This window comes from Tabrizicola piscis, assembly GCF_003940805.1.
In the GTDB taxonomy this organism is placed as follows: Bacteria; Pseudomonadota; Alphaproteobacteria; order Rhodobacterales; family Rhodobacteraceae; genus Tabrizicola; species Tabrizicola piscis.
Genome location: NZ_CP034328.1, coordinates 2591093 through 2616591, shown reverse-complemented (window position 1 = coordinate 2616591; position 25499 = coordinate 2591093). Strand labels below are relative to the sequence as shown.

Here is a 25499-nt window from a genome sequence, read left to right as displayed (position 1 = left end):
CCGGATCGCCGTCTATGGCCGGGCAAGGGCCAGCAGTCGACTGCAATCCACATGCAGCGCCAGATGGTCTGCCAGCGCGTCCAGCGTAGCCTCGACCGTTGCATCGTAGCTGACGGTGCCCGGCGTTGCGCCGAGGGTGGCGAGGAAGGCGCGGCGGAAGGTGTCTTCGGTGAACATGCCGTGCAGGTAGCTGCCCATGACGCGGCCATCGGGGCGTTGTGCGCCTTCGGGCTGGCCGTCCACTGTGAACATCGGCAGCGCGCGGTCGGGACCTTCAGTGCGTCCGAGGTGGATTTCGTAGCCTTTGACTGGCGTGTTTGTGGTCGGGTGGTGCGCGACGGTTTCCGTCACGCGCTTGTCCGGGGTCATCGTCGTGACGAGGTCGAGAAGGCCAAGACCGGGGACGGAGCCCGGTTTGCCCTCGATCCCTTCAGGATCGGCGATTTCGCGGCCCAGCATCTGGTAGCCGCCGCAGAGGCCGAGGATTTTCGCGCCACGCCTCAGGGCGGCGGCGAGGTCGATATCCCAGCCTTGGGCGCGGAAATGGGCAAGGTCAGCGATGGTGGCCTTGGAGCCGGGGAGGATGATCAGGTCAGCCTCAACCGGCAGGGGTTGGCCGGGTTTGATGATCTGCAGCGTGACGCCGGGTTCCTGGGCGAGCGGGTCGAGATCGTCGAAATTCGCGATGCGGTTCAAGTGGGGGACGGCGATCAGGAAGTCTCCCGTTCCCCGCGTGCCGCCCAGATCGGCGGCATCTTCGGCGGGGAGCTTGTGGGCATCGGCAAACCACGGGATGACGCCAAGGCCCTGCCAGCCGGTGCGCTGTTCGATCAGGCGGTAGCCGTCGTCAAACAGGCTGGGGTCGCCGCGGAACTTGTTGATGAGGAAGCCGCGGATCATTGCGGCATCCTCTGGGTCCAGCACGGCTTGTGTCCCGACCAGTTGGGCGATCACGCCGCCGCGGTCAATGTCGCCGGTCAGGATCACCGGGGTCTGGGCGGCGATGGCGAAGCCCATGTTGGCGATGTCATTGGCCCTCAGGTTCACCTCGGCCGGGCTGCCTGCGCCTTCGACGATGACAAGGTCAGCCTCGGCCATCAGGCGGTGGAAGCTGTCGAGGACGGGGGCCATGAGTTGCGGTTTCAGCGCGGCATAGTCGCGGGCCTTTACCGTGGTCAGGCGCTGGCCTTGCACGATGACCTGTGCGCCGGTTTCGGATTCGGGCTTCAGGAGGACGGGGTTCATGTGAACGGTCGGGGCCACGCGGCAGGCGCGGGCTTGCAGGGCCTGGGCGCGGCCGATCTCTCCCCCCGTCGCCACGGCGGCGTTGTTCGACATGTTCTGCGGTTTGAAGGGGCGGACGGTCAGCCCCTGGCGGGTGAAGTGGCGACAGAGGCCTGCGACGAGAAGGGATTTGCCGACGTTGGAGCCTGCGCCCTGGATCATGATCTTCATGTGCGGCGGGCCATCAGCCAGAGGAAGAAGACGCCGCCGATCAGGCCGGTGACGACGCCGATGGGCATATCCTCGGGGGCCATCACCACGCGGGCGAGGGTGTCGGCGAGGGTGAGGAAGATCGCGCCGAACAGGGCGGAGAGGGGCAGGACTCGCAGATTGTCGCCGCCTGCGATCAGGCGGACAAGGTGGGGCATCATCAGGCCGACGAAGCCGATGATGCCGGAGAAGGCGACCATGACGCCGGTGATGAGCGCCCCTGCCACGAAGACTGAGAGGCGGAAGCGGGCGACGGGGATGCCGAGGGAAGCGGCGGTTTCATCGCCAAGGCTCATCGCGTTCAGGGCGGCGCTTTGCGACCAGAGCCAGAGACCGGCGGGGAGGAGGACGGCGAGCGGGTAGATGAGGTGGCCCCATTGCGCAAGGCCGAGGCCGCCGAGCATCCAGAACACAACGGTATGGGTGGCCTTGGGATCGCCGAGGAAGATCAGGATGTTGGCCCCGGCCATGATGATGAAGCTGATGGCGACGCCGGCCAGCACAAGACGGTCGGCACTGGTGGCCCCGGTCAGGCGAGCAGCGGCGAGGACCATGAGGGTGGCGGCGAGGGCGCCCCCGAAGGCCATGAGCGGGACGGTGAGGAGGCCGAGGAAGAGGCCGGTGTGCAGGAGGGCGGCGATGGCCCCGAAGGCTCCGCCAGACGAGATGCCAAGCAGGTGGGGATCGGCGAGGGGGTTGCGGGTCACCGCCTGCAGTGCCGCGCCGGTGATGCCAAGGCCCGCCCCGACAAGGGCGGCAAGCAGGGCGCGGGGGAAACGGATGTCCCAGACGATGGCCTCGCGCCCCGGGGTCCAGTCGGGGGTGACAAGGCCGGTGATCTGGTGGGCGAGGATGCCCCAGACGGTGGAAAGCGGTACCGCGACCGCGCCGATGGAGACGGCAAGGAGGATGGCAAGGAAAAGCGCCCCTGCCCCGCCCAGCGCAAACCCGGCGGCGCGGGTCAGGCGCAGCGCGGGATGCAGGGGCGTGGCAAGGGGGGTTTCGGTCATCTCAGTCGCCCTGAAAGCCCGCGACCAGCTTTTCCACCGCCGCGATGTTGCGGGGGCCGGGGGTCGCCTCGACATATTCCAGCACGACATAGCGGTCGTTTTTCACGGCGTCCACGTTGGCAAAGGCAGGGTTGGCCTCCAGAAAGGCGATCTTCTGGTCGGCGGTCACGTCGCCGTAGTTGACGATGACGATGACCTCGGGGTTGCGTTCCACCACCGGCTCCCAGGCGACGGTGGCCCAGCTTTTCTCCAGGTCGTCCATGATGTTGACGCCGCCTGCCGCCTCGATCAGGGCGGTGGGGATGGCGTAGGCGCCGGCGGTGAAGGGGGTTTCCTCGCCGCTGTCATAGACGAAGACGCGCAGGGGAACCTCACGGTCAACGCCTGCCGTCACCTCGGACAGACGGGCCTTGTAGCCTGCGACAAGCGCCTGCGCCCTGTCGTCGACCCCGAAGATCGTGCCAAGGTTCAGGATGTCGGCATACATGTCCTCCATGCTGGATTTGGACTTCGGCCCGACAAAGATGCAGCTTTCGGTCAACTCGTAGACCTGGATGCCGAGGGGTGCCAGCGTTTCGGGCGTGACCTCGCCCCCGACGGTCATGCCGTAGTTCCAGCCGGCGAAGAAGAAGTCGGGTTCGGCCCCGGCAAGCACTTCGCGGGTGGGGTATTTGGCGGAGAGTTCGGGCAGTTCGGCAATGCCCGACCGCAGGCCTTCGTCCAGCGTCTTCCAGCCCGAAACGCCGGTGTAGCCGACCATCTGGTCGCGCAGGCCAAGGGCCAGCATCATCTCGATCAGGTTGACGTCATTGGCGATGGCGCGGGTTGGGGCTTTGTCAAAGGTGACCTGACGGTCGCAGCTTTTGACCGTGACAGGGAAGGCCAGAGCGGGGGTGGCCATAAGGAGGAGGGCGGCGAGGGCGTATTTCATTCAATGTCCGTGAAGTTGAAAGGAGAAACGGGGGGCGGGGCCGCTGCGGTCGACGTGCGCGGCGACGTTGAAGGCCTGGGCGATGATCGCTTCGGACAGGGCCTGATCGGGCGGGGCGTCGGCGATGATGCGGCCTTGATGCAGGATCATCACCCGGTCGGCGAATTCGGCGGCAAGGGTCAGGTCGTGCAGCGTGGTGATCACGGTCAGGCCAAGACCGCGCAGCAGCGCGAGGAGTTCAAGCTGGTGCCGGATGTCCAGATGGTTTGTCGGTTCGTCCAGCACGATCACCTGCGGTTCCTGCGCCAGCGCGCGGGCGACCATGACGCGCTGGCGTTCGCCGCCAGAGAGGGTGCCGAAGGCGCGGTCGGCAAAGGCCGTCAGGTCCATCCGGCGCAAGGAGGCCTCGACCATCGCGGTGTCGGTCTGGCCGGGGCCAAACCCCTTGCGGTGCGGCAGGCGGCCCAGCCCCACGATCTGGCGCGCGGTCAGGGCAAAGTCGGTCGGCTGTTCCTGCAACACGGCGGCGACGACGCGGGCAGCCTCGGGTGCCTTCATCTGCCAAAGATCGCGGCCCATCAGCTGCACGGTGCCCTTGCGCGGGGCCTGATGGCGGTAAAGAAGGCGGAGCAACGAGGATTTCCCCGCCCCGTTCGCACCGCAGATCGCCAGAACCTCGCCCTGTGCGACGGCAAAGCTGAGGTCGTGTAGGATGTCGGGCTGGCGGGCGGGCCCCCAGAAAACACCAGACAGGGCAACTGTCGGGGTCATGGCAGCACCGCCAATACCGCTGTCGGCGCAAAGCGGCGGGTGGCTTCTGCCACCTTGCAGTTCGGCCTGGCCCGGGGCCGCCGTGGGTTGTCGTCCATCGAATACTCCTTCCGGGGCACCCCGCCCGGCGGCTGATTGCTTCGATGGCAGGTCTCCTGACTCGCGGGTCGTGGCTTGCCCCGCCTTCCCGGCCTGCCGAAAACCTCGGACAAGACCAGTGGCGCTTGGGGGTCGCTCACCGCTTACAGTTGCGGGGGCAGTCACGGAATTGGCGGCTGTTGCCTACACCACACCGTATTCCCTTTTCACCCGGCCGCGCGTGGTTTGGCCGGGAACCATCGCCCCAATCTGTGCGCCGGAACCGAAGCGCGATCAAGGCGGAAAGCGACGGGTCGTGCGCTGCCGCCGCCAAAGGGTCTGGCGCGACCCTGCCCTTTCTCTTCTTCAAATATCCCCCGCGGAGCGAAACGCCCGAGCCGGTTGGCGCGGAACGCGCCAGAGGCGAGGCAAAAGGTGGGCGCGGAACGCGCTCATCTTTGCGACTGGGGGCCGGGGCGCAGGTTGCGAGGTCTGGCAAGGCGGTTGTTTCGCCGGGGACGATCCGATACGACAGAAAGGGCAAAACCCTTTCGGATGGACCCCTTGGCCATGAAATCTGACCGTCGTCCCGTGGCCTCGCTCTGGATCGGCGACAAGCTGCATTATCTTAACCAGCTGTGCCTGAAATCGCACCTGATGCATGGCCATCCGGTGACGCTTTACTGCACCGATGATGTGAAGAACGCCCCCGAGGGTGTGGTGATCCGCCCGGCGAAAGAGATCATGGATCTGGACATGGCCCTGGTCGAGGCGACGTCGGCCTCGTTCCTGTCGAACGTGTTCCGCTACAAGATGATCCGGAAGACCGGGGCCTTGTGGATCGACTGCGATGCCTTCTGCCACCGGCCCTTCCCCGACGAATGGGATTATGTCTTTGCCGGCCACGGGATGCGCGGCGCGCTGAATTGCGGGGTGGTGGGGTTGCCAGCCGACTGCGCGCTGATGGATCAGTTGCTGGACTACTATGACAACCTGCCCGACTACCCGGCGTGGTGGAACAAGAAGCAGCGCAAGCAGATGGACCGGATTTCGGAAAAGGGCGACCTTTCCCACGCCGCCGCGATCTACAAGACCGAACGCACGGCCTTTGGTCCGCAGGCCTTCACCTGGTTTGCGCAACAGACCGGGGACATTGCCAAGGCGATGACGCCGGATGTGCTGTACCCGGTGCCGTTCCAGCTGAACGACGTGTTCTTTGACCCCTACGGCCGGGTCGAGGGGCATTTCACTGACGCGACCGTGTCAGTCCATCTATATACCAACGGGACCAAGCCCTATTGGCGCCGGAACCCGCCCTTGGCCAATTCCTACGTCGCGCGGATGTGCGCCGATCTTGGCATCGACCCGGCCGCCGCGCTGGAAGAATGACCGCGGCGCCGTGGTGACCCTGCAGAAACCGATCAGCCGCCATGGCACGGTGATGGCGGTGTCGATGATGAAGGATGAGGCACCCTTCCTGCTGGAATGGTTCGCGCATCATCTGGCGGTCGGGTTCACCGACATTCTGGTTTATACCAACGACTGCGCCGATGGCACGGTGGAGATGCTCCAGCGGCTGGAGGCTTTGGGGCTGGGATATCACCGCCCCAACGTCATCAAGCCGGGGGGCAAGCCCCAGCCCTCGGCCCTGAGCCATGCGCAGGTGGAGCCGCTGGTCGCGGCGGCGGACTGGCTGATGGTGTTTGACGCGGATGAGTTTCTGTCGATCAACCACCGCTCGGGCCAGCTGGACGGGATGCTGGACGACGCGGTGGCGGCAGGGGCAAACGGCATTGTCGTGACCTGGCGCATCTTCGGGTCTGGCGGGGTGGTGGACTGGTCCCCTGCCCCGGTGACCGAACAGTACACCCGCGCGGCCCCGCCCTTGTGGCACATGGGCTGGGGGGTGAAGACGCTGTTCAAGTTCGATCCGGAGTATTGGAAGCTGGGCATCCACCGCCCGTCGATCAAGAACAAGCACCTGAAGGACGGGTTTCCCGACACGGTGCTGTGGCTGAACGGGTCGGGCCAGAAGATGGAGGATTACTTCAAGTTCCGGGGATGGCGGTCGATCCGGCGGACAGTGGGCTTCGACTGGGCGCAGTTGAACCACTATGCGGTCAAGTCGATCGACAGCTACGCGATCCGGCGGCTGCGGGGGAACGTCAACAACAAGGCCGACAAGTACAACGCCGATTACTGGGCGCTGCAGGACCGCAATGAAGTGTCGGATACCCGCATCCTGCGCCATGCGCCCCGGCGGGCCGAGATCATGGCTGCGCTGCTGGAGGACCCGGTGCTGCGCGGGTTGCATGAGGCGGCGCTGGCGCGGGTCGAGGCGCGGCTGGCCGAATTGCGCGGCACGCCTGCCTATGCCGAGCTGCGGGCCGGGCTGATCGAGGCGGGGAAGGTGCCGATCACCAAGGTCGAAGCGAAGCCGCCCAAGGCGCGCGACCCGGCCAAGATCGCCGAGATGATGAGCAAGGTCGAAGTCCGCACCGTCGACGCGGCGGCGGAAAGGCGGGCGGCGCAGCCGCTGGCCCTGCCGCCGGGGGCCTATGCCGGGCCGAAGGTGGCGCTGGCCAAGGCGGGCGTCGAGTGGGTGGAGAACCAGAAGCTGCTTCTGCCCGCCGAGCCGCAGCTTTTTGCCGCCGAGGCGCTGATGGCGGTGCTGGCGGGCAAGTTCGACCGCAAGCATGCGCGCAACATCGGGGCCTATCTGGCCGGGGCCAAGCGGCTGCTGGAGCTTGGCGGCGGCGTGGGGCTGTGTGCGATGAAGGCGCTGCGCGAGGTTCCGGGGCTGGTGGTGATGCTGCAGGACGAGACGCCCGGGATGCTGGCCGCCGCGACCGAAATCTTTCGGCGCAACGGGTTTGCCGACACGGCTGTCTTGAAGCCGGTCGGCGGCAAGCTGCGGCTGGGCGAGGATGCCGGGGCTGGGCTGGCCGCCTATCTGCGCGACTTCCGCCCCGATGCGCTGCGGGTCAACGCGCGGGCCGGGGTCGCACCCGAGGTGCTGGCCACGGCGCCGCTGGAAAGCGTGCGGCGGATTATCCTGCCGTTCGATTCGAGCGTTGAACGGGATGACTGCCGCAAGGCCTGGGCCGAGCCACTGGCGGCGGCTGGGTTTCACGAGGACCAGGCGGCGGCCGAGGGCGGGTCGGTGGTGTTCGTCCGGCGGGGTTAGGGCGTCCTCAGATCACGCAGGGCGGTCTGGGCAAAGAGGTAATCCTCTTGCCGCAGCAGCGCCGTTGCGGTGGCGCGGATGCGGGCGGGGTGGCCGTCGGCGACGACAGCCTCCATCAGCGCACGGGCCCATTTGCGCACGGTACGCCGGGCGCGCATGGCCTGCCAGAAGGCCGGGCCAGCCTTGCCGGTCTGCATGACTTCTGCCAGCAAGGGCGGCAGTGCTGCGCATTTCAGGACGACGCGGATGGCTTCATGCGTGCTGTGGTCGATCCGCACAAGCTGCACGTTCGGCGCGGTCAGGCGGCGGGCGTGGCCCAGATCCTCGGACACGCGGCCATCGTAGAGAAGGACGATCTGCGCCACCTGTGGAAGGGCGTCGCGGGCGTCAAGGAAGGCGGGCGTCGTCCAGTCGCTTTTGCGGACGGCCCAGCCGAAGCGGCGTTCGAAGGGGGCGATGGTGCTGGACATCGTGGACTGGGGCGAAAAGGCGATGACCGCCGCCCCCGGCACCAGAGTGGCAAGGTTGATCGCGGCAAAGGCCCCCATCGAGGCACCGATGAACACCACGCGGTCGAAATGCCGGAAGAACCCCGAGGCGGCAAGGCTTTGGACCATGGGGGCCGCGTCGGGGTTGCGGTACCAGTCCTTGGCGTAGGTCTGCACCCCGAGCACGGCATAGCCTTCGGCCATCAGCCGGGCCAGCAGCCAGGGCGGCCGGGGATAGGGGTCATCCACGGTGGCAAGGTTGTCGAAGCTGACGACCAGTTGCCGCGAGCCGGGCTGAAACCAAAGTGCCGCCTTGGGCGCGACGATGCGGAACGCCGCAGCGGGACCGGCGGACGAGGCATCCGGCACGATCGGTGGCAGGGGCGGTGTGTCGGCTGTGTCGGTCAAGCTGGCGTGGCCTTCGACCTACTGGAACGTAACCTGTCCGTGGGTTAGGGTATTTTCGATTTGTTTGCAATCCGGCGCCTTGGGGGAAGGCTGCAACCTTTCGCCGGCGTTGCGGGAACCGAAAGAAACCGTGTGACCGACAAGACAGATAACGGCCCGACAAACCGCGTGGTGCGGGCGGGCCATGGCGTGCTGGTGCGCGCGCGCAACGGCGATGTGATCGGCTATGACCCGACGGGCCTTGTGCTGCGGCTGTCTGACAAGGTGATCGACGACATCGCTTTGAGGTTGGGGGGGCGGTTGGGGGGGCGGCTTCAGGCCGAAGGTTCGGCCCCGGCTGCGGGCAGCGATCCGCGCGATGTGGCGGATCTTGAGGCGATGCTTGAGGGGCGCGATGTCTGGAACATCCGGGCCGAGGGGGACTGGCTGCGGTTTTCGGGCCGTCTTCCCGGGCGTCAGGGGCCGCGCGACTTTCGCCTAAGCCGGGCCGGGGGGGATGTGGTGGCGGATGCCCCGGGTGCGGTGGTGGGCATTCTGGGGATCGGCGGGCCACGGGCGGCGTTGGCGAACCCGGAAGGGGCGGCCTATCCGTTCCACATCCTTGCCCCTGCCGACGACATCGGCGCGGTGGGCCATGCGGGGGTGGAGCGGGCGGCGGTGACGGACCTTCTGGCCCAGCTGCGCGAGATGACGCATGAGGCGCTGATGGCCGAGGTCTGTCTGGACTGGCAGCTGGACAAGCACGCCGGTCTGCCGCTGTTCGTGACGCGGGTGGAGACTGATAGTTCAGCTTCCGCGGCGGCGCTGGCCGAGGGGGTGGCGGTCGACAACCTGTTGCGCGCGGCGGCGAACCTGAAGCTGGCGGCGGCACGGTTGGGCAAACCGGCGCGGATCTTCGCGGTGACGCTGGATTTCGCGCTGGAGGCGGTGGAGGGGTCTGCCACCGACTACCGCGACGGGATGCTGGCGCTGATGGACCGGATCGAGGCGGGGCTGGCCAAGCTGGGCTTTGACCGCCCGGTGTTTCTGGCACGGTTCGAGGCGGGGCGGCCGGGGCTGACCCCCGACCGGGTGATCGAGGCGCAGTGGGAACTGGCCTGGAATTGCGGCGCGCATCGGCTGGTGATCAGTGCCCCAAGCACCATGTTCGCGCATGACGACTATGACCGCCCGACGCCCGAAGCGCGGCGGCAGATGGCGGCGATGTCGGCGGCGGCGGCAAGTGCAGCGGGGGCGCAGAGTTTGAAGCCTGAACCGCTGATGGATGGCTGGCGCTGCCCGGTCATCCATCTGGCCGAGCTTGAGGCTGGTCCAAAGGGCTCGGTGGTGCTGCGGCTGATCTTGCGGGCGCTGGGCGATCTGGTGCTTGCGCCGGGTGACAGTGTGGGCGGTGACCGTCCCGTGGGCTTTGCGCTGGACGGGGACCGGGCGGGGGCGAAGATCCTGTCGGTGGCAGTGGACCCGGGCGATGCCCAGGCGGTGCTGATCACGCTGGACAAGCGGCCCGATGGCGATGCCTTCCTGCGCTACGGTTACGGTGTTGCCCCGGATGGCCCCGGGCAGGTGGCAATCCGCGACGGCTGGGAACTGACGGCGGCGGATGGGCGGGTGCTGCACCGCTGGGCCCTGCCCTGCCGGTTGGCCATTCGGGAAGGCGGCGCGGCATGATCCGGGTGGAGGACGATCTGCCCGAGGCCGCGCTACTGGACGGCTGCACGGCTGACCTTGCGGCGGCGGTTGCCGCGGCGGGGGGCCATTGGCTGCACGGCGAGGCGCGGCACTTCCGCTGTGATGCGGGCGGGGTGGTGCTGGGCTGGCAGACGGTTGAAGGGGCCTCCGAGGCGCTGCCGACAAAGCCCAACGAAGGGCATGGGCGGCTTGCCACGACCGAGACGGGCAGTGGGTTGCAGTTGCGGCTGGGCGTGCATTGCGGGCTGGTCCTGCCGCAGGCGCTGACCGACGCCAGTCGGTTCAGCATGGCGGTGCTGTACCGCGTCGATCCCGGGGCCGAGGCGCGGACCTTGCTGACGATCAACGGCGACGGCGACGGCGGCAGCGCGCCCTATCTGTTCCTCGCCGACTATGGCGACAGCTTTCTGGTCAAGGACACGAGCGACGGCCTGGCGCTTTCGGCGTTGAAGACCCCGGGTGTGGCGGGGCTGCGCTGTGTCCTCGTCTCGGTGGACCGGGGTCGGGTGGCCTTGCAGGACAGTGGCGGGCCAGTGCATCGGGGCGAAGGGCTTCCGCCTGCCTTGCCGAACCCCGCGTCGCTGTTTGTCGGCGCGCGCAGTCACCGGTCGGGTTTGCAAAAGACGCTGGGTGAGGCGGTGATCGAGGATGTGCTGCTGTGGCCGGGCATGTCGCTTCTGCTGCCGCAGACCGCGGCGGATGCGGCCCAGCGCCTGAAGCTGGCGCGCTACTACCTGTGGAGACGCTGAGGCATGGCGTTCACTGCCGATGCCATCCGCGACGGGCACCTCTGCGTGATCTGGGTGGACGACATGATCGACGTCTACACCTGGCGTGACACGTTCGGTTTGCGCATCCAGACGCCGAACCTGGACAGGCTGATGGCGGGGGCGGTGCGGTTCAGCAATGCCTATGCCACGGTGCCGCTTTGCGCGCCGTGCCGGGCGGAGCTGGCGACCGGGCTGTCGCCCTTCCGCAGCGGGTTGGTGGACCTGAACCGGTTCTGGAGCGATGTGCTGGCGCCGGAAAAGGCTTGGGCCTATGACCTGCGGCGGGCGGGGTTTCACACCTTCACCACGGGCAAGGTGGACGCGAACTATCGCCCGATGCGCGAGGATTACCGGCGGCTCTTGTTCCACGAAAACCCGCTGGTGCAGGATTCGGGCGACCGGACCTGCGTGAAGGTCTATCTGGACGGCGGGCCGGGCATCCAAGGCACCAACCACCCGAATGACAAGGGCGAACAGGACGACCGGTTCTATGACTTCTGGGTGGCGGAGAATGCCATCCGCTATCTGGACCGGGCTGACCCTGCGCGGCGGCAGTTGATCCAGCTGGGCTTCAAGCACCCGCATTACAACCTGGATTGCCCGGACCGGTTCTACCAGCTGTATGACCCTGCCGAGATCCGCTGGCCCAGCATCGCCTCGCCCGAAGACCAGTTCGGCCCGCAGCCGGGCTTTGCGGTCTATGAGGCGGCCTATATCGCCAATGGCCACTGGACGCCCGAACGGTCCAGCGATGAGGCGTGGCGGCAGGTCGTCCGCGCCTATTTCGCGGCGATCAGCCATGTGGACCATGAGATTGGCCGCTTCATGCAGGCGCTGGAGGCATCCCCGCTGGGGGACAATACGACAGTGGTGTTCCTGTCGGACAACGGCTTCAACCTTGGCAACCACGACAGTTTCCACAAGATGAGCCAGTGGGACAGCGCCGCCCATGTGCCCTTGGCGATCTGGCACAAGAGGATGGCGGGGCGCGAGGTGGATCTTCCGGTATCGCTGGGCAATGTGCCCAAGACCTTGATGCAGATCGCGGGCCTGCCGCCGCGCCCGGACTGGACGCAGGGACAAAGCCTGCTGCCGTTGGTGGATGCGTCCTTCGGGAGCTATGATCGCAGCCAGTCGCCGGTAACATCGGTCTTTGGCACCCTGTCGGTGCGGCCATCGACCGAGGGGCTGACCCATCTGCGCTACTTCCGCTATCCGAACGGCGAGGAGCATGTCTATGACATTGTCGCCGATCCCGGAGAGACGGCGAACCTGAAGGACTCCGCCCCTTTGGAATCCCTGCGGGCGGAACTGGTGCAGGGCGCGCTGGGGCTGGGGCTGGACCTGCGGGGGTTTGAGAACCCCGAGCGCGGGGTCAATGCGATGATGGCGGTGGATGGCAGCGTCATCCTCGCAGGCGGCGGGGGCGATACCGACTATTGGGCCTATGGGGCGGATGCCGAGAAGATCCGCGAGGAGCGTGACGGGGGCCTTGATACTCTGTGGTACATGGCCGGGCCGGATGACTATGTGCTGCACTGCCCGCCGCATGTGGAACGCATCCGCATCGCCACGGTGGTGGCCCGGAACGAAACCGGTGGCGGCGAGGTGCGCAAGACCCTGAAGATCGTCGCGCACCCCGACAGCCCGATCCATTTCGAGACGTCGGAGCGGGTGGAGGTGGATGTCACCGGGTCAGACCGGGGCGACATCATGCTTGGCCCGAAATACGGCAGCGCGACGTTCCGGGGTGGCGCGGGGAATGACGAATTGCGGGCGATTGCCACGCTGACCTCCAGCCGCCATGCGTTTTACGGCGGGGCGGGGAATGACACCCTGTCGGGCGGGCCGGGCAAGGATACGCTGGACGGCGGCACGGGTGACGATGTGATCTTTGGGCGGGGGAACAACAACCGGATTTATGGCGGGCATGGGAATGACCGGATCGTGGATGGCGACGGGTCATCCGTCATCCACACCGGCCCGGGGCGAAACGTGGTGACCTTGGGCGACGGCGACGATGTGGTGCATGTCGGGGCCGGGGTGAACCAGATCGACGCGGGCACCGGGGCAGTGGTGTTCCACATCGCCTATGGGGGGGTCACGGTGATCCAGCGCTGGGGGCCAACGATGCGGCTGGACCTGAGCGAATGGCCGGGGATGCCGGAGATCACGGCCATGGGCGAGGGGCGGGTGCAGTTGCGGCTGGCGCTGTCGGTCGTGGATCTGTTCGGCGTGGCCAATCCGGGCGCGGTGGCCAGTCAGATCGATGGGCCGGAGGCCCGCCCCGAGCCAAAGCGCAAGAAGCGGGAGAAGTCGAAGTGATCCGCGCCGCTGCTTTGCGTCGATTGCATGGGTCTGGGCGGGCTGCCATAGTTTGCCCTGCCATGGAAACGAGTGTGGGACCGCATGCCGCTTGACCGCTCCAAGGCTCCGCTTGCCGCACTGACCATGGTGCATGAGGAGGACTTCTTCCTTGAGCGCTGGGTTGCCCATTGGCGGAAGTACCTCCCCGACGACGCGATCTATGTGCTGAACCATGGCGGCAACGCCGATGTGGCGCGGATTGCCAAGGGCTGCAACGTGATCCGCCTGCCCTATGACAGCCTTAAGAAATCGGTGAACCAGCGGCGCTGGCAGATCCTGTCGCTGCATGCCTCGGCCCTGACGGGGGGTATCACTGGGTGGCCTGCAACGATGTGGATGAGTTCGTGGTGCTGGACCCGGCGGTGTCGGGCGACCTTGTGGGATACCTGATGGACATTGCGGCGCGGGAAGTGGTGCCACCGGCGCTGACGACCTTTGCCATCGAGATGGTCCATAATGTGGAGACGGAGACGGTTCCTTTGCTGCCCGGCACGCCGATCCTTGGGGCGCGGCGCTGTTACCGGTTGAATTCCAATTATGCCAAGCCCTGCCTGATCAGCCGCCCGACCGAGTTCAAGGCGGGCGGCCATGGTGCCAACCATGCCGAGATCACGCTGGATCCGCATCTTTACAACTTCCATCTGCGGTTCATCGACCATGACACCTGCATGGCCCGGTTCCACAAAAGCCTTGAGCGTCGGTTGGCGGGCAAGACGGCGGAGGAGCAGCAGGCGATGCAGGCGGGCGGCTGGGGCTGGACCTCGGTCGAAGGGACGTTCACGGCGCTGTCCAAGCGAGCGCCGGTGGCCGAGACGGTGGACCATCCCGCGTTTCGCAAGGCCATGCTGGATGACCGCATCCTGCGCCCGCCCTTCACGCTGATGGGGGGTGGCAGGCCGCCCGACATCTACCGGCTTCCCGACCGTTTCAATGGTGTGTTCTGACCCCTCTGTGCAAGGCCCCGCGATGCCCCCGAGCCTGACCCTGTTCTTCATCGTCGAGCCGCCTGCCTATCTTTACATGGGCTGCCATCTGGCGGCGTCGATCCGCAAGTTCCTTCCGCCCGAGGTCAAGATCATCGGCTATTGCCCAAAGCATCGCTGGGCCGAGATGGAACGGGAACCGCTGGAAGTGCTGCGAAGGTTGCGCTGCGAGGTGCGCCCGATTGACGCCGAGGGGCAGTTTGACCCGGCCTATCCGCATGGCAACAAGATCCTTGCGACGCTGGCCCCGAAAGAGACGGACTTTGCCGCCTTCCTTGACAGCGACATGCTGTTCCTGCAGCCGTGTAGCGTGGAGGAGCTGGTCAGCCCCGGCCAGATCGGCATGGTCCCGGCCAGTTCGATGCGCTGGGCGCCGCAGTCGGTTTGGGACCAGATCTACGGCACCTTTGACATGCCGGTCCCCGATGAACGCATGACGATGACGCGCGACAAGCGCCAGCTTGTGGCGCCCTATTTCAACGCCGGGCTGATCGTGGTGGACGAAGGGTGGCGCACAACCCGTGGCCAGCGCTTTGCCGAGGTCTGGATGGACTGCGCCCAGAGGCTGGACCGCACCGGGATCGACAACCGGCGGCCCTATCTGGACCAGATGACCCTGCCTGTGGCCACCCTTGCTGCGGGAATGACTTGGAACACTCTGCCGGAGAAGTACAACTACAGCATCAACGGGATCCTGCGCGGCAAGCCGCTGGCCAAGGATGCCGATGTGACCTTGCTGCACTATCGGGGGCGGCAGATTCTTGCGGAGGCCGGGATGAAGGATGTGCCCGACAAGATCCTGGCCAGCCAGCTGGGCACCAGCCGCGTGCGCTGGATCTTCAAGGTGCCGCCCCCTGCGGGCGTGCCGCCCGTCGGGACGGACGGTTTTCTGCCGGACGCGCCCCAGGACCTGCCCCCGGAACTGCCCGCGGACCCGGCTGAGCCTCAAGAGCCGACCCATGCTCCGGCCCCGGTCTTTGGCCCGGACCCTTCGAAAGCGCGGATGGCTGCGGTGACGATGGTCAGGGGCGACCACGCCTTGCTGGCGCGCTGGGTGGCGTATTACGGCAAGCTGATCGGGCGGGAGAACATCTATGTCCTGCGCTATGGGCACGACGCCGAGGTTGACCGGATCGCGGCGGGTGCGAATATCGTCCACCAGCCTGACACGGGCGATCCGTCAGGCTTTGACCGCCGCTGGGCAACGCTGGGGCATTTCACCAGCGGGCTGACCCTGTACTACAACTGGGTGCTCTGCACCGAGGTTGACGAGATCGTGGCGCCGGACCCCGCGACCGGGCTTGCCCTGCCGGACTATCTGGATGCGACCTTCGCCTCTGGCCGCGCCCCGCAGGTCATCGCCCCCATCGGGGTCGAGATGATGCACAGCGCTACAGATGGGCCGGATCCGTTGGACCCCACACAGCCCATCCTGACCACAAGGCGCAGCTTTCGGCTGAAGGCGGGGCTTGCCAAGCCCTGCATCACCCGCAGGCGGATTGGCTTTGCGCCAGACGGTCAGGGCAGCACGCTGCGCGACGTCTTGCTTGACCCCAAGCTGTTCCTGTTCAACCTGCGCCCCCTTTTCAGTGATCCCGTAGCGACGGCAGCCGAAGGCAAGGTTGGCGAGCAGGTGGAGTTTCCCGAATTTGTCGCGGCGCTGACCAAGGGCCGTGTGCAAGCCGATCACGGTCATTGGGTGATGCCTGATCTGCACAGCCCCGAACTTTACCGCCTGCCCGCGCGCTTTGCGCAGCTGTTCTGACCGGACCGCAGGTAGAAGGAGGCCATGATGCCAGACCCAAGCCAGAAGCGCCCGTCCACTCGGCCAGCCAGCCCCAAGGGTCTGGCCGTCCCGCGGCGGCTTGGGCATATCTGGATTGGCCCGAAGCCGGCCCCGACGGGTTGGATGGAAAGCTGGCCGAAGATGCATCCGGGCTGGTCCTACACGGTCTTTGGCAATGACACGCTGACCGGCTATCCGTTCCGCCTGCGCAAGCTGATCAACGAATACGCCTGGCGCGGGGCTTGGGCCGGTGTTCAGGACATGATGCGGTACGAGCTGTTGTTCCGCTATGGCGGGTTCATGGCGGATGCCGATGCGATCAGCCTGCACCCGGTGGACGAGCTTTTGGACCAGCCGCGCGCCTATACCGTCTATGACCGACCCGAGACGGACAAATTCCGCGGGGTCTGCCCGTTTCTGGCCTGTGAGCCGGGGAACCCCTTCGTCAGCGCGGTGATCGACGAACTGGCCGGGCTGGAGCCGTGGGAGCTTCGCAAACCCGAGGTGTCGACTGGCAACCGGTTTCTGATGCGGATGATCAAGGACCGCGCACCGGGGCCGGAGACGCTGAGCATCTTTCCGACGCATTACTTCATCCCCTGGCAGAAAAGCGCGCCGGATGTCTGGTATGACGGCCCGGACAGGATTTATGCCGAACAGAAATGGGGCACTTCGACCTTTGCCTACAACCGGCGCAACGGGCCGTCGTCCGAGATCGTGCCGGCCGAGGAATTGCAGCAACGGCACCGGGGCCTGATCGACCGCTTGGCCGGGGCCTTTGGCGACCGGCAGGGGTCTGACCGCGAAGCCATGGCCCTGCGAGTGGCGGCTGCGGCAAAGATGGCGGACAAGGTCCCGGGCCTGTTGTCCCGGCCCGATGTGGTTGAGGATATCGCCGGCCTGAACGCCACGCTCTGCGCGGCCATGGCCGAGGCGGGGGTTCCTGTCCGGTTTCAGGGGCTGCACTACTATCGCCACATGCAGCATCAGCCTTTGACCGAGGGCAAGCTGCGGACCCGGTCTGATGGGCTGCGCCGCCAGTTGCTGGGTTGGCTGGGGTCGGCACGGCAGGCGCTGGTCATCGGCTATGACACCGGGCATCTGGTGCTGTCGGCGCTGCACCATAACCCCAAGCTGCAGATCGTGGCGACGGATGCGATGCGCTGGCCCGTCGAAGGCGACGAGGATCCGCCAGACCGTGCCCGCTATGTGCCCGTCGCCTGCGACTGGCTGGCCCGGCGCTTTCCTGATCGGCTGACGATCAAGGCCGGTCCGGAAGGCGACCTTCCGGCAGCAATCGGTGGGCAGGTGCCACCCGGAGGCTTTGACCTGATCCTGTTTGCCGATGCAGACATTCAGGCCTTGCGGACGCTGATGGCCCTGCGCCCGCTGCTTGCGCGCGATGCGGTCGTGGTGGCGGCAACCGCCAGCGGCGACGGCGGGCGCAGGTTCGCCGGGCGGCTGCAGGTGCAGGACCTGTGCCATCAGGTGCTGGCCGATACCGATTTCGGGGCCGACCGGGGCAGCCTGAGCGTGTTTCAGCTGGACCGAAGCGATGGCTGATCCGGTGGTCCTGCGGCAGACCCATGCCTATGCCCGCGGCTTGTCCTTGGACTATGCCTGCGGCCCGGAACGGCCAAGGGCCTTGGTCGTCTATGCGCATGGCGGCAGTTTCATGACCGGCAGCCGGGATGACCGGCTGGCCCGCCACTTTGCCGGCGACCTTGCCGGGCGCGGTCTGGCCTTTGCGTCGATCGACTATCGCAAGGGCGGCAATCCACTGCGCGGCATGCCCGAGGCGCGGGCGGCGGCAATCGAGCTTGCCGTGGCGGAAAGCCAGCTTGTCTATCCCGAGATTGCCGCGCGGCTGTTCGGGCCGCTTTTGTACCGGGCGGTGGAAGACTTGGCCTCTGCCGTCGACTGGCTTTGCCTTGCACCGGAGGGGCCGGGCCTTGAGGATTTACCGCTGATCGTGATGGGGCTTTCGGCGGGTGCCATGGCGGCGATGGGGTACGCCTGGGGACTTGATGGCTTGGACCCTGGCACGAAAGCTCCGGCGCTGGCGCTGGGGGTGGCGGCTGTTCCGCCGCAGCCTTGGCGGATCACGCCCGGGCATCCCACGTCGGGGGCAGTGCTGCTGGCACGCGGGGACGCGATCATGCCCCGCGCGGCTGTGGCGCGTCTGGCTGGCGACATGACCGCCCGCGCCTGCGATGTCGAGGTTGCGATGATCCCCTATGGCCAGCACAATCGGCCGGTCAGGGAATTGGTCCCGACCGAAGCCTCACCGGAAGGAGAGTGGAAGTTTTGGGTGCAGGACCGGATCAGCCGCGTGCTTGATCGGAGGGCCGATGACTGACAGAACACAAGTCGCCCTGCCAAGGCTGTCCTGCCCCGCAGGCCAGGGCGGGCGGCAAACGACCCGAGCACAGGACGCATGATGGCCACCTATAACAAGACCGGGATGACCGACCGTTTCCTTGTCTTGAAGGACGCAGTCGTCTGCCCCCCGGACGCCGAGGGGCGCTGCGGCGTTCTGGATGCAGATGGCAAGTTTGTCGACTTCTCGCTGGACTATCTGCGCCCGCGCCGCGCCCGGGTGCCGCCCGATCCGGCGCTGCTGGACCAGCCGCTGGAACGTCTTGCGGGGCGGCACCTGTTTGCCGGACCGTTGCATCCGCATTTCGGGCATTTCCTGTTGGAATCGACGCCACGCCTTTGGGTGCTAGGCGTTGATCCGGACCCCATCGAGTCTGTCCTGTTCATTCCTTTCGGGCCCAATTCCATCTGGCGTGCCCGCAAGGCGTATCGCCCTTTGCTGGAGATTTTCTGCGGTGACCGGCCGCTGGAGGCCATCAGCACCCCGACGCGGGTTGAAACGCTGGTCGTGCCCGACCCCGGCTTTGGGCATGAGGCGCGGATGGTGGGGTCGGCCCACTATCGCAGCTTCATGCGTGGCCGGGTGGCGGCCGAAATCACGCCGGACGGACCAGAGCGGCTGTATATCTCGCGCAGTGGTTTGAACGACAACCGGGGCGGGATCCTTGGCGAGACGATCATCGAAGAGGTTCTGGCCAGCAACGGCTATGAAATCTTTCACCCCCAACGCAATTCCGCGCGGGTGCAGCTGGCCAGATATGCGGCGGCCCGGCAGATCGTGGCGCTGGACGGATCGGCGCTGCATATGGCGGCCTATGCGGTGCAGCCCGACTGCCGCATCGGGATGATCGCCCGGCGCAGGTCGGACATCCTGCCAAGGCTGGCAAACCAGTTGAAGCTGTTTTCAGGCGCCGAAGTTCACACGTTGGATTGTCTTGTGGCCAACTGGGTCAAGGCGGGCAGCACGCGGATCGATTACAGTTCGATCGGGGAGGTGGACCTTGTCGCCCTGTTCGCCCGGATGCAAGCCGACGGGTTCATCGAAAGCGTGCCGGATGGCATTGCGATCACCCCCGAAGCGATTGGCGCTGAGCGACCTTCGTTGGAAGGCATGGAACGTCTGGCGTTTCGCGGCGGCGCAGGGGCGGATTGAGGGGCGCGTCTGCCAGACGCTAGCCTGTCGAAGAGCAAGGGACTTCCGCAACCTGCAAGCCTGGTTCTTCGGCCAAGGCTGGTGGGGCGCGGGAAGGGGTCATCTCGCATATCGCGGCAAGTGCCGCTGCCGCTGTGAAGGCACCGTTTTCGGCCATGTGGGCCTGCGCGTAGCGGCGTCCTGCTTCGGCAAATGCACCGCGGGAGGCTGGGGCGAGCATTTGCGCCAGCGCGGACGGAAGCGCAAAGCCTTCGGTCAGGCGCAGCGTCAGACCAAGGCCGGTTTCGCTGGCAAAGCGCGCGCGCAGGATTTGCTGATCCTGCTCGGGCGCCTCGTTCGCCAACCAGATCGTTGGCAAGGCGGCTGAAAGATGGTCGGCAAAGGTGTTGTAGCCAGCCGCCGCGATGGCAAAATCAAAGGCCCCCAGATGCCGGGCAAAGGGATAGTTGGCAAGCCGGACAACGCCGGGTGGCAGGTCATGGGTGCGGGTCGCAATCCGCCATTCGGCCAGCGCCACCCCGATCCCGGGACGGCAGGCCAGCGCGCCAAGCACGGCATCTGTCAGCGCCCCGGTGGATGCGTTGTTGCCAGACCCCGGTGCCACCAGCACGTTCACTGCGCCAGGGTCCAGCCCCATCGCGGTAGAAGCCTCGGCCCGCCCAAGGACTTCGGCCTGATCCAGAAGCCGGATCGGCCGCACCTGCAAGGCTTCGCCCGGGCGCAGGGCGGTCGGGCCATTGTCGAACCCATCGGCGGGGTCGCCGGGTTCGATGATGAGGTCAAAGGCCGGGCTTGAGGCAAGGGCCTCGGGGTCGCGTCCGGGGCCCCAAAGCCCGCGGCGGACCCAGACACGCGCGACCTCGGGGCGAAGGAGCAGCGCTTCGATCAGGCCGGGAAAGGGGATGTTGCCGTCATAGACCAGCGCGGAAGGCTGCCAGAAGGCCATCGCGGCGTCCAGCCGGTCGGACAGGGCAGCATTCCAATGCGCGCGGTTCTGGCCGTAGGTCGCGTGATAGGGCAGGTGTTCAGCCGGAAAGCCAAAGCGGCGCACCACATCAACCGCTTGGGAGTGGCTGAGAAACACCGGAGAAAGATCTGGTGGAAGCCGTCGGGCAATGGCCAGCTGACGGGTCAGATGACCCATGCCGATCCCGTTCGAAGAATAGAAGATCACCGTGCGCGGGGGGCGGGCCAATATGGCCGGGGCAAAGGGATCGGCGCGCGGTGGCCCGATCAGATCGGCCAGACGCAGGGCAAAATCCCGGGGTCCGTGCAGGCGCTGCAATAGCCGCTGCCCTGCCTCGGCCACTTCGGCACGCAGGGCGGGGTCTTCGTGCAGGGAGATCAGGCGATCCGGCAGGTCCTGCGGCCGGGCGTAAAGCGCAGCCGCGCCGAAGACCGGGCGGTAGCCCGGGTCCAAGAGCGGCACCACGCCTGAGGCCAGCGCCATGAGCACTTCGGGCGGGCACGGGTCTTGCGCGGGATCATCGGGCAGGACCAGCGCGTCAATCCGCGCCAGAAACCCGGACATGTCCGTGGCCGTGTCGGGCCAAACCTCAACCGGGGCCAGTTGCGGCCAGGACGGGCGCGGCGCCTCTGGCCCAAGCCGCAGGCGCCAGGCGATGCGCGGGTCGTCAAGCCAGGCTTGGGGCAGCACATCCTGCGCACTGCGCACCCGGGCCAGTCGGGCACAGCCAGCCACTGGGCGGCTCCGCTGGACCTGCATCGGCGAAGGCGGCAGAACGTCGGGCAAGACCAGCGGCCAGTCTGTCGCGGTCAGCGGCCAATGGGGTGCCAAATGGGCCAGCGCGTCGCGGGCCAGCACTGTGCCGGGGGCCCAGACCACAGGGGCCCCCAGCAGCGCCCGGGCGCGGTGGGCGATCTGGTCGATGTCCCGGGCCGACAGGCCTGAAAGATGGGCTGGCCGGTCCACCGTGACAAAGGCCAGATCCGCAGTCAGGGCAAAGCGTCTGGGCAGGTCATGGGCAAGGATGCGGCTGTCGAGTGCCAGCGACAGCCGCGCCTGCACCCGGGCGGCCGGGGACAGCTGCACAACCTGCCCCGCGTCAAGCAAAGCGGCCCATGCCGGGCACAAGGCCCCGGTGTCGGCGGCAATCGCGTCTGTCGCCACGGCCAGAAGGCCAATGCGGTAGCCAAGCCCGGCCGTCGCGCGCAGGCCTGCGGCATGGCAGTCACCAGCCGCATCGCCCAGCCGCGGATCGGCCAGAACGCACAGGTCCAGCCGAACCGGAGCCTGCATCATGTGTTCGTGCAGGTCAGGCCCGAGGCAAAGGCCTTGGATTCGCCGGGGGCAAAGTCGATCCCTTCCGGCATCTTGCCCTTGGCACGCAGCACAAGGGCGTAGATCCCGCTGACCACCCTGCCATCGTTCAGAATCACATAGGCGTCCAGCGTCGCCCGTTTTGCGGTGCCATCAAGGTCGGTCATCTGCGGTGTGATCGGTCCCTTTGGCTTGCCTTTGGCACCGCAGACGACGGCACTTGTGACCGGTCCGGAGTAGGTCATCGCGATGATCTGGCCCCCACTGTCGCGGGCAGTCGGCTTGAAGCCCTTGCTGCGAAGACTGGCCACGGCGCCCGAGTCAGACCCGGTGCCGCCCGCCATCATGGTTTCGGTGCAGCCGGTGAGCAACAAGGCCCCGGTCAACGCCAGCGCTATGGTCGGAAGGGAAAGTTTTGGCATAATACGCTCCTTAAATCGCTGCGAGAATGGCAAGATCGTCAAATGTCGGTACGTCCGTGGCAGGGGCGCTCAGCCCCAGTTTGGCAAAGGCTTCGGCAAGGGCGGATTGGGTGGCGGGGCCGGGCTTGCCGTCTACGGTCCCGGCGAAATGGCCCTGTTCGGTCAGCAAGGTCTGCACCGCGCGGGTAATGTCCTCGGCACTGGCGCCTTCCGCCGCTTTTCGCGCGGCATCGGCAAGCTTTGCGTCGCTGCCCGAAAGGCCAAGGGCGCGGGCAAACAGGATCAAGGCCGCGTCAGGGTCGGGATCGGCCCCCTTGCCTGCCGCCACCAGCCGACCAAGCTCCAGCGCGGCGGGCGGCACCTTGCCTGCCACGGCAATCCGGTAAAACCGCACCGCTTCGTCATAAAGCGGTTCCGCCCCGTCGTCCGAGGCATAGGCGCGCCCGGCGTCGCGCGCGGCCCAAGGGTTCTTGTCGGCCTCGGTCGCGTAAAGCGCGCGGGCCTTGGCCAGATCCTTGTCAATCCCGCGTCCCTGTTCGTAAAGCTTGGCCAGTTCCCGGTTGGCCCCGAACACATTCGCTTCCGAAGCCTGGGTCAAAAGGCCTGCCGCGCGGACGGGATCGTCATACAGGGGCGCCTTTGAGGCATAGACCTTGCCCAGCCGGAACCGCGCCTCCATGTCGCCACCACGCGCGGCGCGGGTGTAAAGCCGGACGGCGGCGTCAAGGTCCTTTTCGGTGCCCTGACCTTCCTCATACATGAGGCCAAGCCGGGTCAGTGCGTTGGGCACCCCGCGGGAGGCCGCAGTTTCGAACCAGAACCGGGCGAGGGTATAGTCCTGCGCTACCCCATCGCCCACCTGATACATCCGGGCCAGTCGGGTTTGCGCGGTCAACTCGCCACTTTTGGCGGCGGCGGTGTACCAGCGCACGGCCTCATCCGGGTCGGCGGCAACGCCGTAGCCTTCCTTGTAGAATTCGGCGATGTTGGTCATCGCCCAGTCATTCCCCAGCGCCGCCCCTTCGCGGTAATGCGACAGCGCGAGGGCATAGTCCTGCGGCACGCCGACCCCGGCGCGGTAGATCCAGGCCAAGGCAGTCTGGGCCGCCGTGTCGCCCTGAGAGGCGGCGTATTCGAACAGCTCCTTGGCCTTGGCAAAGTCCTGCGGCACGGCCTGACCATCCAGATACATCTGGCCAAGGTAGACGGCGGCGTTGACGTAGCCCGCATCCACGGCCTTCTGCTGCCAGACCAGCGCCTCGTCATAGCGGCCGGCGGCGCGGTAGCTGCGGGCCAGTTGGGCCCAGAAGCGCGGGACATCGGGGAAAGTCTGGACCGCAATCTCGCAGACCGCGATGGCGGCGTCGAAGTTCCGGTCGATGATGAACTGACGGGTGCCTGCGGTGACGCGCTGGCCATCATAGGGGTTGCCCGCCAGAAGATCGCAGGCATCGACCACCGTCTCGAACTGCGCTTCGACAAGGGTTGCGGCGCCACCGTCACCAAGAAGCGCGCCTTTCAGGGTATCGACCCCGCCGTTGGTGCCGACTTTCGGCAGATAGGCCAGATCGGCGCCGGGGGGCAGCCATTGCACGGCACCGTCGGACAGCACCGTTCCGGTGGCCCCCGAGACATCGCCAAGATGCGCCGGGTCCGAGACCCAGAACCAGCCGCCCTCCCCGTCAATCTTCAGCGGTTGGGCTGCGGTGCCGATGGTCACGCCCAGCGCCGCGCCATCCAGACTGTCCAGTGCATCCTGCCGCGCCTCGCCCTGCTCCGCAGCGGAGCGGGCCGGGGCGAAATCGGGCAGCAGGGGGTCATCGTCGATCAGCGTTGCCGGATCGCCGCCCGCTGCGCGCAGTTGTGCTTCGGCCTCTTCGCGGAAGGCGCCGTCCGGCATGCTGCGCAGATAGGCGGCAAAAGCCTCGGCCCGGCCGCTGTTGCGGATGGCGCGCCAGAAGGCCCGGTCCACCACCCGGTCAGGCGGCAGGATGCCAAGCGTATCGCCCGCGACGGCCATGCCGGCAGTCGTCTGGCGGGGATCGCCCCCGGTTGGTGAGAAATAGAACCGGTTCTCCAGCGTCGATGTGGTCCAGGTGATCTGCGTCCCGTCGGTCGCCTCGCGCACATGGGCACGCACGGCGCGAAAGAGATCGCTGATCTCCAGCCCCGGCTGGTCGATGTTCTGGGCCAGCGCCTCGGTATAGGGGCTGTGACGCCCTGCCCCATCCAGCGCCACCGAGCCAGGCGCGGTGGCGAAGGAAATCATCGTCTCGACCGAGCCTGCGGTCATCTCGGCAAGGCCTTCGCTGCTGACGTCCGCCAGAAGCGTCAGGCCGCGGCTGACCTGATCCTCGGGCAGTCCAAGGGCAATGGACCGCGAGATGATCTGGTCCGCGTTTTCCGCCGAGATGCTGGCGAAGGGGTTGTTGCGGCAGGCGTCCAGCAGCACAAGGTTCAACCTTGCGCCCGAGCCGGACATGATGTCGACCACCAGTTGCGCGTCGATCGACTGGGTCTTCAGGTCCTCAACCGACGCGGGCGCGACCGAGATCGGCAGCAGATAGTTGCGCCCGCCAATCTGCACCCCGTGGCCAGCATAGTAGAACAGGGCTTCGCTGCCATCGCGCAAACGGCTTTGAAAGGTGGCAATATCGGCCAGCATCGTCGCGCGGTCGGAATCGATGGACTCGATCACTTCAAACCCGGCAAGCCACAGCTTTTCCGCGATCAGTCTTGCGTCATTGGACGGGTTCGGCAAAGGCTCGACGCTGAGATAGGCTGAATTGCCGATGACCAGCGCGACCCGGGGCGCGAAGGTTGCGTCCTGCGCCTGCACGCCCAGCGGGAAAAGTGCGACAAGGATCGACCAGCCCCAGCGGACCGCAGGGCTGCATCGCCACCCGTCGATTGCACCCCGGCCTGCCATGGCGTCTTCCCCCGATGCCGGACCTTAGTAGATCGAGACCGCCGCTTCACGCGGTCGGCGGGTTACCGCAGGCTTTTTGGCAAAGACCGCCATGGCCTGTTTCTTGGTCAGGCCGGGGTATTCACGCATCAGGCGATATTCGACCAGCGCCAGAAATGCGAGCCGGGCAAGGTCGCCGGTCGGGTTCTGTTTCAGATAGTTGCGCGCCAAGTCTTCGGTCGGAAACTTCACAAGCGGCGACTTGTCGCCTTCACCGGCACTTGCCGGGGCGGCCAAAGCCGCGACAACGGCGGTAAGCTTGGCAAAAACCCATTTAGACATAAAAACCTCCGTAAAAAATCTATGCTAGGATGCTAATCGACTCACCTTTGAA

Annotated in this window: 20 protein-coding genes and 1 riboswitch; of the genes, 11 read left to right on the top strand and 9 right to left on the bottom strand. The window is 66.5% G+C overall.

The window, feature by feature from the left end; genetic code table 11:
- Window positions 1-12: 12 nt before the first annotated feature.
- Genes EI545_RS12750 through EI545_RS12735 form a run of 4 tightly spaced genes read right to left on the bottom strand, consistent with a single transcriptional unit; the run spans window position 13 to window position 4206 of the window.
- Complete coding sequence (locus EI545_RS12750) at window positions 13-1455, bottom strand: cobyric acid synthase (RefSeq protein WP_125325821.1); 1443 nt, start codon at window positions 1453-1455, stop codon at window positions 13-15.
- Entirely contained in the window at window positions 1452-2504 is a 1053-nt protein-coding gene (locus tag EI545_RS12745) for a FecCD family ABC transporter permease (RefSeq protein WP_125325820.1), read from the bottom strand. The genes EI545_RS12750 and EI545_RS12745 overlap by 4 nt, the downstream gene beginning before the upstream one ends.
- A gap of 1 nt (window position 2505) precedes the next feature.
- Window positions 2506-3435: an ABC transporter substrate-binding protein gene (locus EI545_RS12740; protein WP_125325819.1), complete on the bottom strand. Its 930-nt coding sequence runs from the start codon at window positions 3433-3435 to the stop codon at window positions 2506-2508.
- Complete coding sequence (locus tag EI545_RS12735) at window positions 3436-4206, bottom strand: ABC transporter ATP-binding protein (protein WP_125325818.1); 771 nt, start codon at window positions 4204-4206, stop codon at window positions 3436-3438.
- A 128-nt stretch (window positions 4207-4334) separates the two neighbouring features.
- Window positions 4335-4561: riboswitch (cobalamin riboswitch) on the bottom strand.
- Between the two features lie 293 nt (window positions 4562-4854).
- Between EI545_RS12735 and EI545_RS12730 the strand changes: the two genes are divergently transcribed.
- A complete protein-coding gene (locus EI545_RS12730; RefSeq protein WP_125325817.1) occupies window positions 4855-5673 on the top strand; it encodes a glycosyltransferase family 32 protein in 819 nt (272 codons plus the stop codon).
- The gene (locus EI545_RS12725; RefSeq protein ID WP_245989998.1) at window positions 5639-7471 is read left to right on the top strand and encodes a glycosyltransferase family 2 protein; all 1833 of its coding nucleotides are present in this window, start codon (window positions 5639-5641) and stop codon (window positions 7469-7471) included. Before EI545_RS12730 ends, EI545_RS12725 begins: the two co-directional genes overlap by 35 nt.
- On the opposite strand, the gene EI545_RS12720 is transcribed toward EI545_RS12725, so the two are convergent.
- Complete coding sequence (locus EI545_RS12720) at window positions 7468-8367, bottom strand: alpha/beta hydrolase family protein (protein ID WP_125325816.1); 900 nt, start codon at window positions 8365-8367, stop codon at window positions 7468-7470. The two genes, EI545_RS12725 and EI545_RS12720, sit on opposite strands and share 4 nt — an antisense overlap.
- Before the next feature lie 132 nt (window positions 8368-8499).
- Here EI545_RS12720 and EI545_RS12715 point away from each other — a divergent pair, with 132 nt between their 5' ends.
- The 9 genes from EI545_RS12715 (at window position 8500) to EI545_RS12675 (ending at window position 19494) form a co-directional block, all read left to right on the top strand.
- Window positions 8500-10035 carry a hypothetical protein gene (locus tag EI545_RS12715; RefSeq protein WP_125325815.1) on the top strand — a complete coding sequence of 512 codons (1536 nt, stop codon included), beginning with the start codon at window positions 8500-8502 and terminating at the stop codon, window positions 10033-10035.
- Complete coding sequence (locus EI545_RS12710; protein WP_125325814.1) at window positions 10032-10805, top strand: hypothetical protein; 774 nt, start codon at window positions 10032-10034, stop codon at window positions 10803-10805. The genes EI545_RS12715 and EI545_RS12710 overlap by 4 nt, the downstream gene beginning before the upstream one ends.
- A gap of 3 nt (window positions 10806-10808) precedes the next feature.
- Window positions 10809-13151 (top strand): sulfatase-like hydrolase/transferase, encoded by a 2343-nt coding sequence (locus EI545_RS12705; protein ID WP_125325813.1) that lies wholly within the window; start codon window positions 10809-10811, stop codon window positions 13149-13151.
- A gap of 84 nt (window positions 13152-13235) precedes the next feature.
- Window positions 13236-13583, top strand: coding sequence for a hypothetical protein (locus tag EI545_RS12700; protein WP_125325812.1), 348 nt, complete (start codon window positions 13236-13238; stop codon window positions 13581-13583).
- A complete protein-coding gene (locus tag EI545_RS12695) occupies window positions 13526-14137 on the top strand; it encodes a hypothetical protein (RefSeq protein WP_125325811.1) in 612 nt (203 codons plus the stop codon). The genes EI545_RS12700 and EI545_RS12695 overlap by 58 nt, the downstream gene beginning before the upstream one ends.
- Window positions 14138-14159: 22 nt before the next feature.
- Window positions 14160-15941: a glycosyltransferase family protein gene (locus tag EI545_RS12690; protein WP_125325810.1), complete on the top strand. Its 1782-nt coding sequence runs from the start codon at window positions 14160-14162 to the stop codon at window positions 15939-15941.
- Window positions 15942-15965: 24 nt separating this feature from the next.
- Window positions 15966-17525 carry a glycosyltransferase family 32 protein gene (locus EI545_RS12685; protein ID WP_125325809.1) on the top strand — a complete coding sequence of 520 codons (1560 nt, stop codon included), beginning with the start codon at window positions 15966-15968 and terminating at the stop codon, window positions 17523-17525.
- Window positions 17518-18321, top strand: coding sequence for an alpha/beta hydrolase family protein (locus EI545_RS12680; protein ID WP_125325808.1), 804 nt, complete (start codon window positions 17518-17520; stop codon window positions 18319-18321). Before EI545_RS12685 ends, EI545_RS12680 begins: the two co-directional genes overlap by 8 nt.
- 78 nt (window positions 18322-18399) lie before the next feature.
- On the top strand, window positions 18400-19494 hold the full coding sequence (locus tag EI545_RS12675) for a glycosyltransferase family 61 protein (protein WP_125325807.1): 1095 nt from the start codon (window positions 18400-18402) through the stop codon (window positions 19492-19494).
- Between the two features lie 19 nt (window positions 19495-19513).
- Here EI545_RS12675 and EI545_RS12670 read toward each other — a convergent pair whose 3' ends face one another.
- The 4 genes from EI545_RS12670 to EI545_RS12655 are packed head-to-tail and all read right to left on the bottom strand — an operon-like array spanning window position 19514 to window position 25447.
- Window positions 19514-21757 carry a glycosyltransferase gene (locus EI545_RS12670; RefSeq protein WP_245989995.1) on the bottom strand — a complete coding sequence of 748 codons (2244 nt, stop codon included), beginning with the start codon at window positions 21755-21757 and terminating at the stop codon, window positions 19514-19516.
- On the bottom strand, window positions 21754-22197 hold the full coding sequence (locus EI545_RS12665; protein WP_125325806.1) for a hypothetical protein: 444 nt from the start codon (window positions 22195-22197) through the stop codon (window positions 21754-21756). Before EI545_RS12665 ends, EI545_RS12670 begins: the two co-directional genes overlap by 4 nt.
- 10 nt (window positions 22198-22207) lie before the next feature.
- Complete coding sequence (locus EI545_RS12660) at window positions 22208-25126, bottom strand: caspase family protein (RefSeq protein WP_125325805.1); 2919 nt, start codon at window positions 25124-25126, stop codon at window positions 22208-22210.
- A 24-nt stretch (window positions 25127-25150) separates the two neighbouring features.
- Window positions 25151-25447, bottom strand: a complete 297-nt coding sequence (locus EI545_RS12655) for a hypothetical protein (protein WP_125325804.1) — start codon at window positions 25445-25447, stop codon at window positions 25151-25153.
- Window positions 25448-25499: the final 52 nt, after the last annotated feature.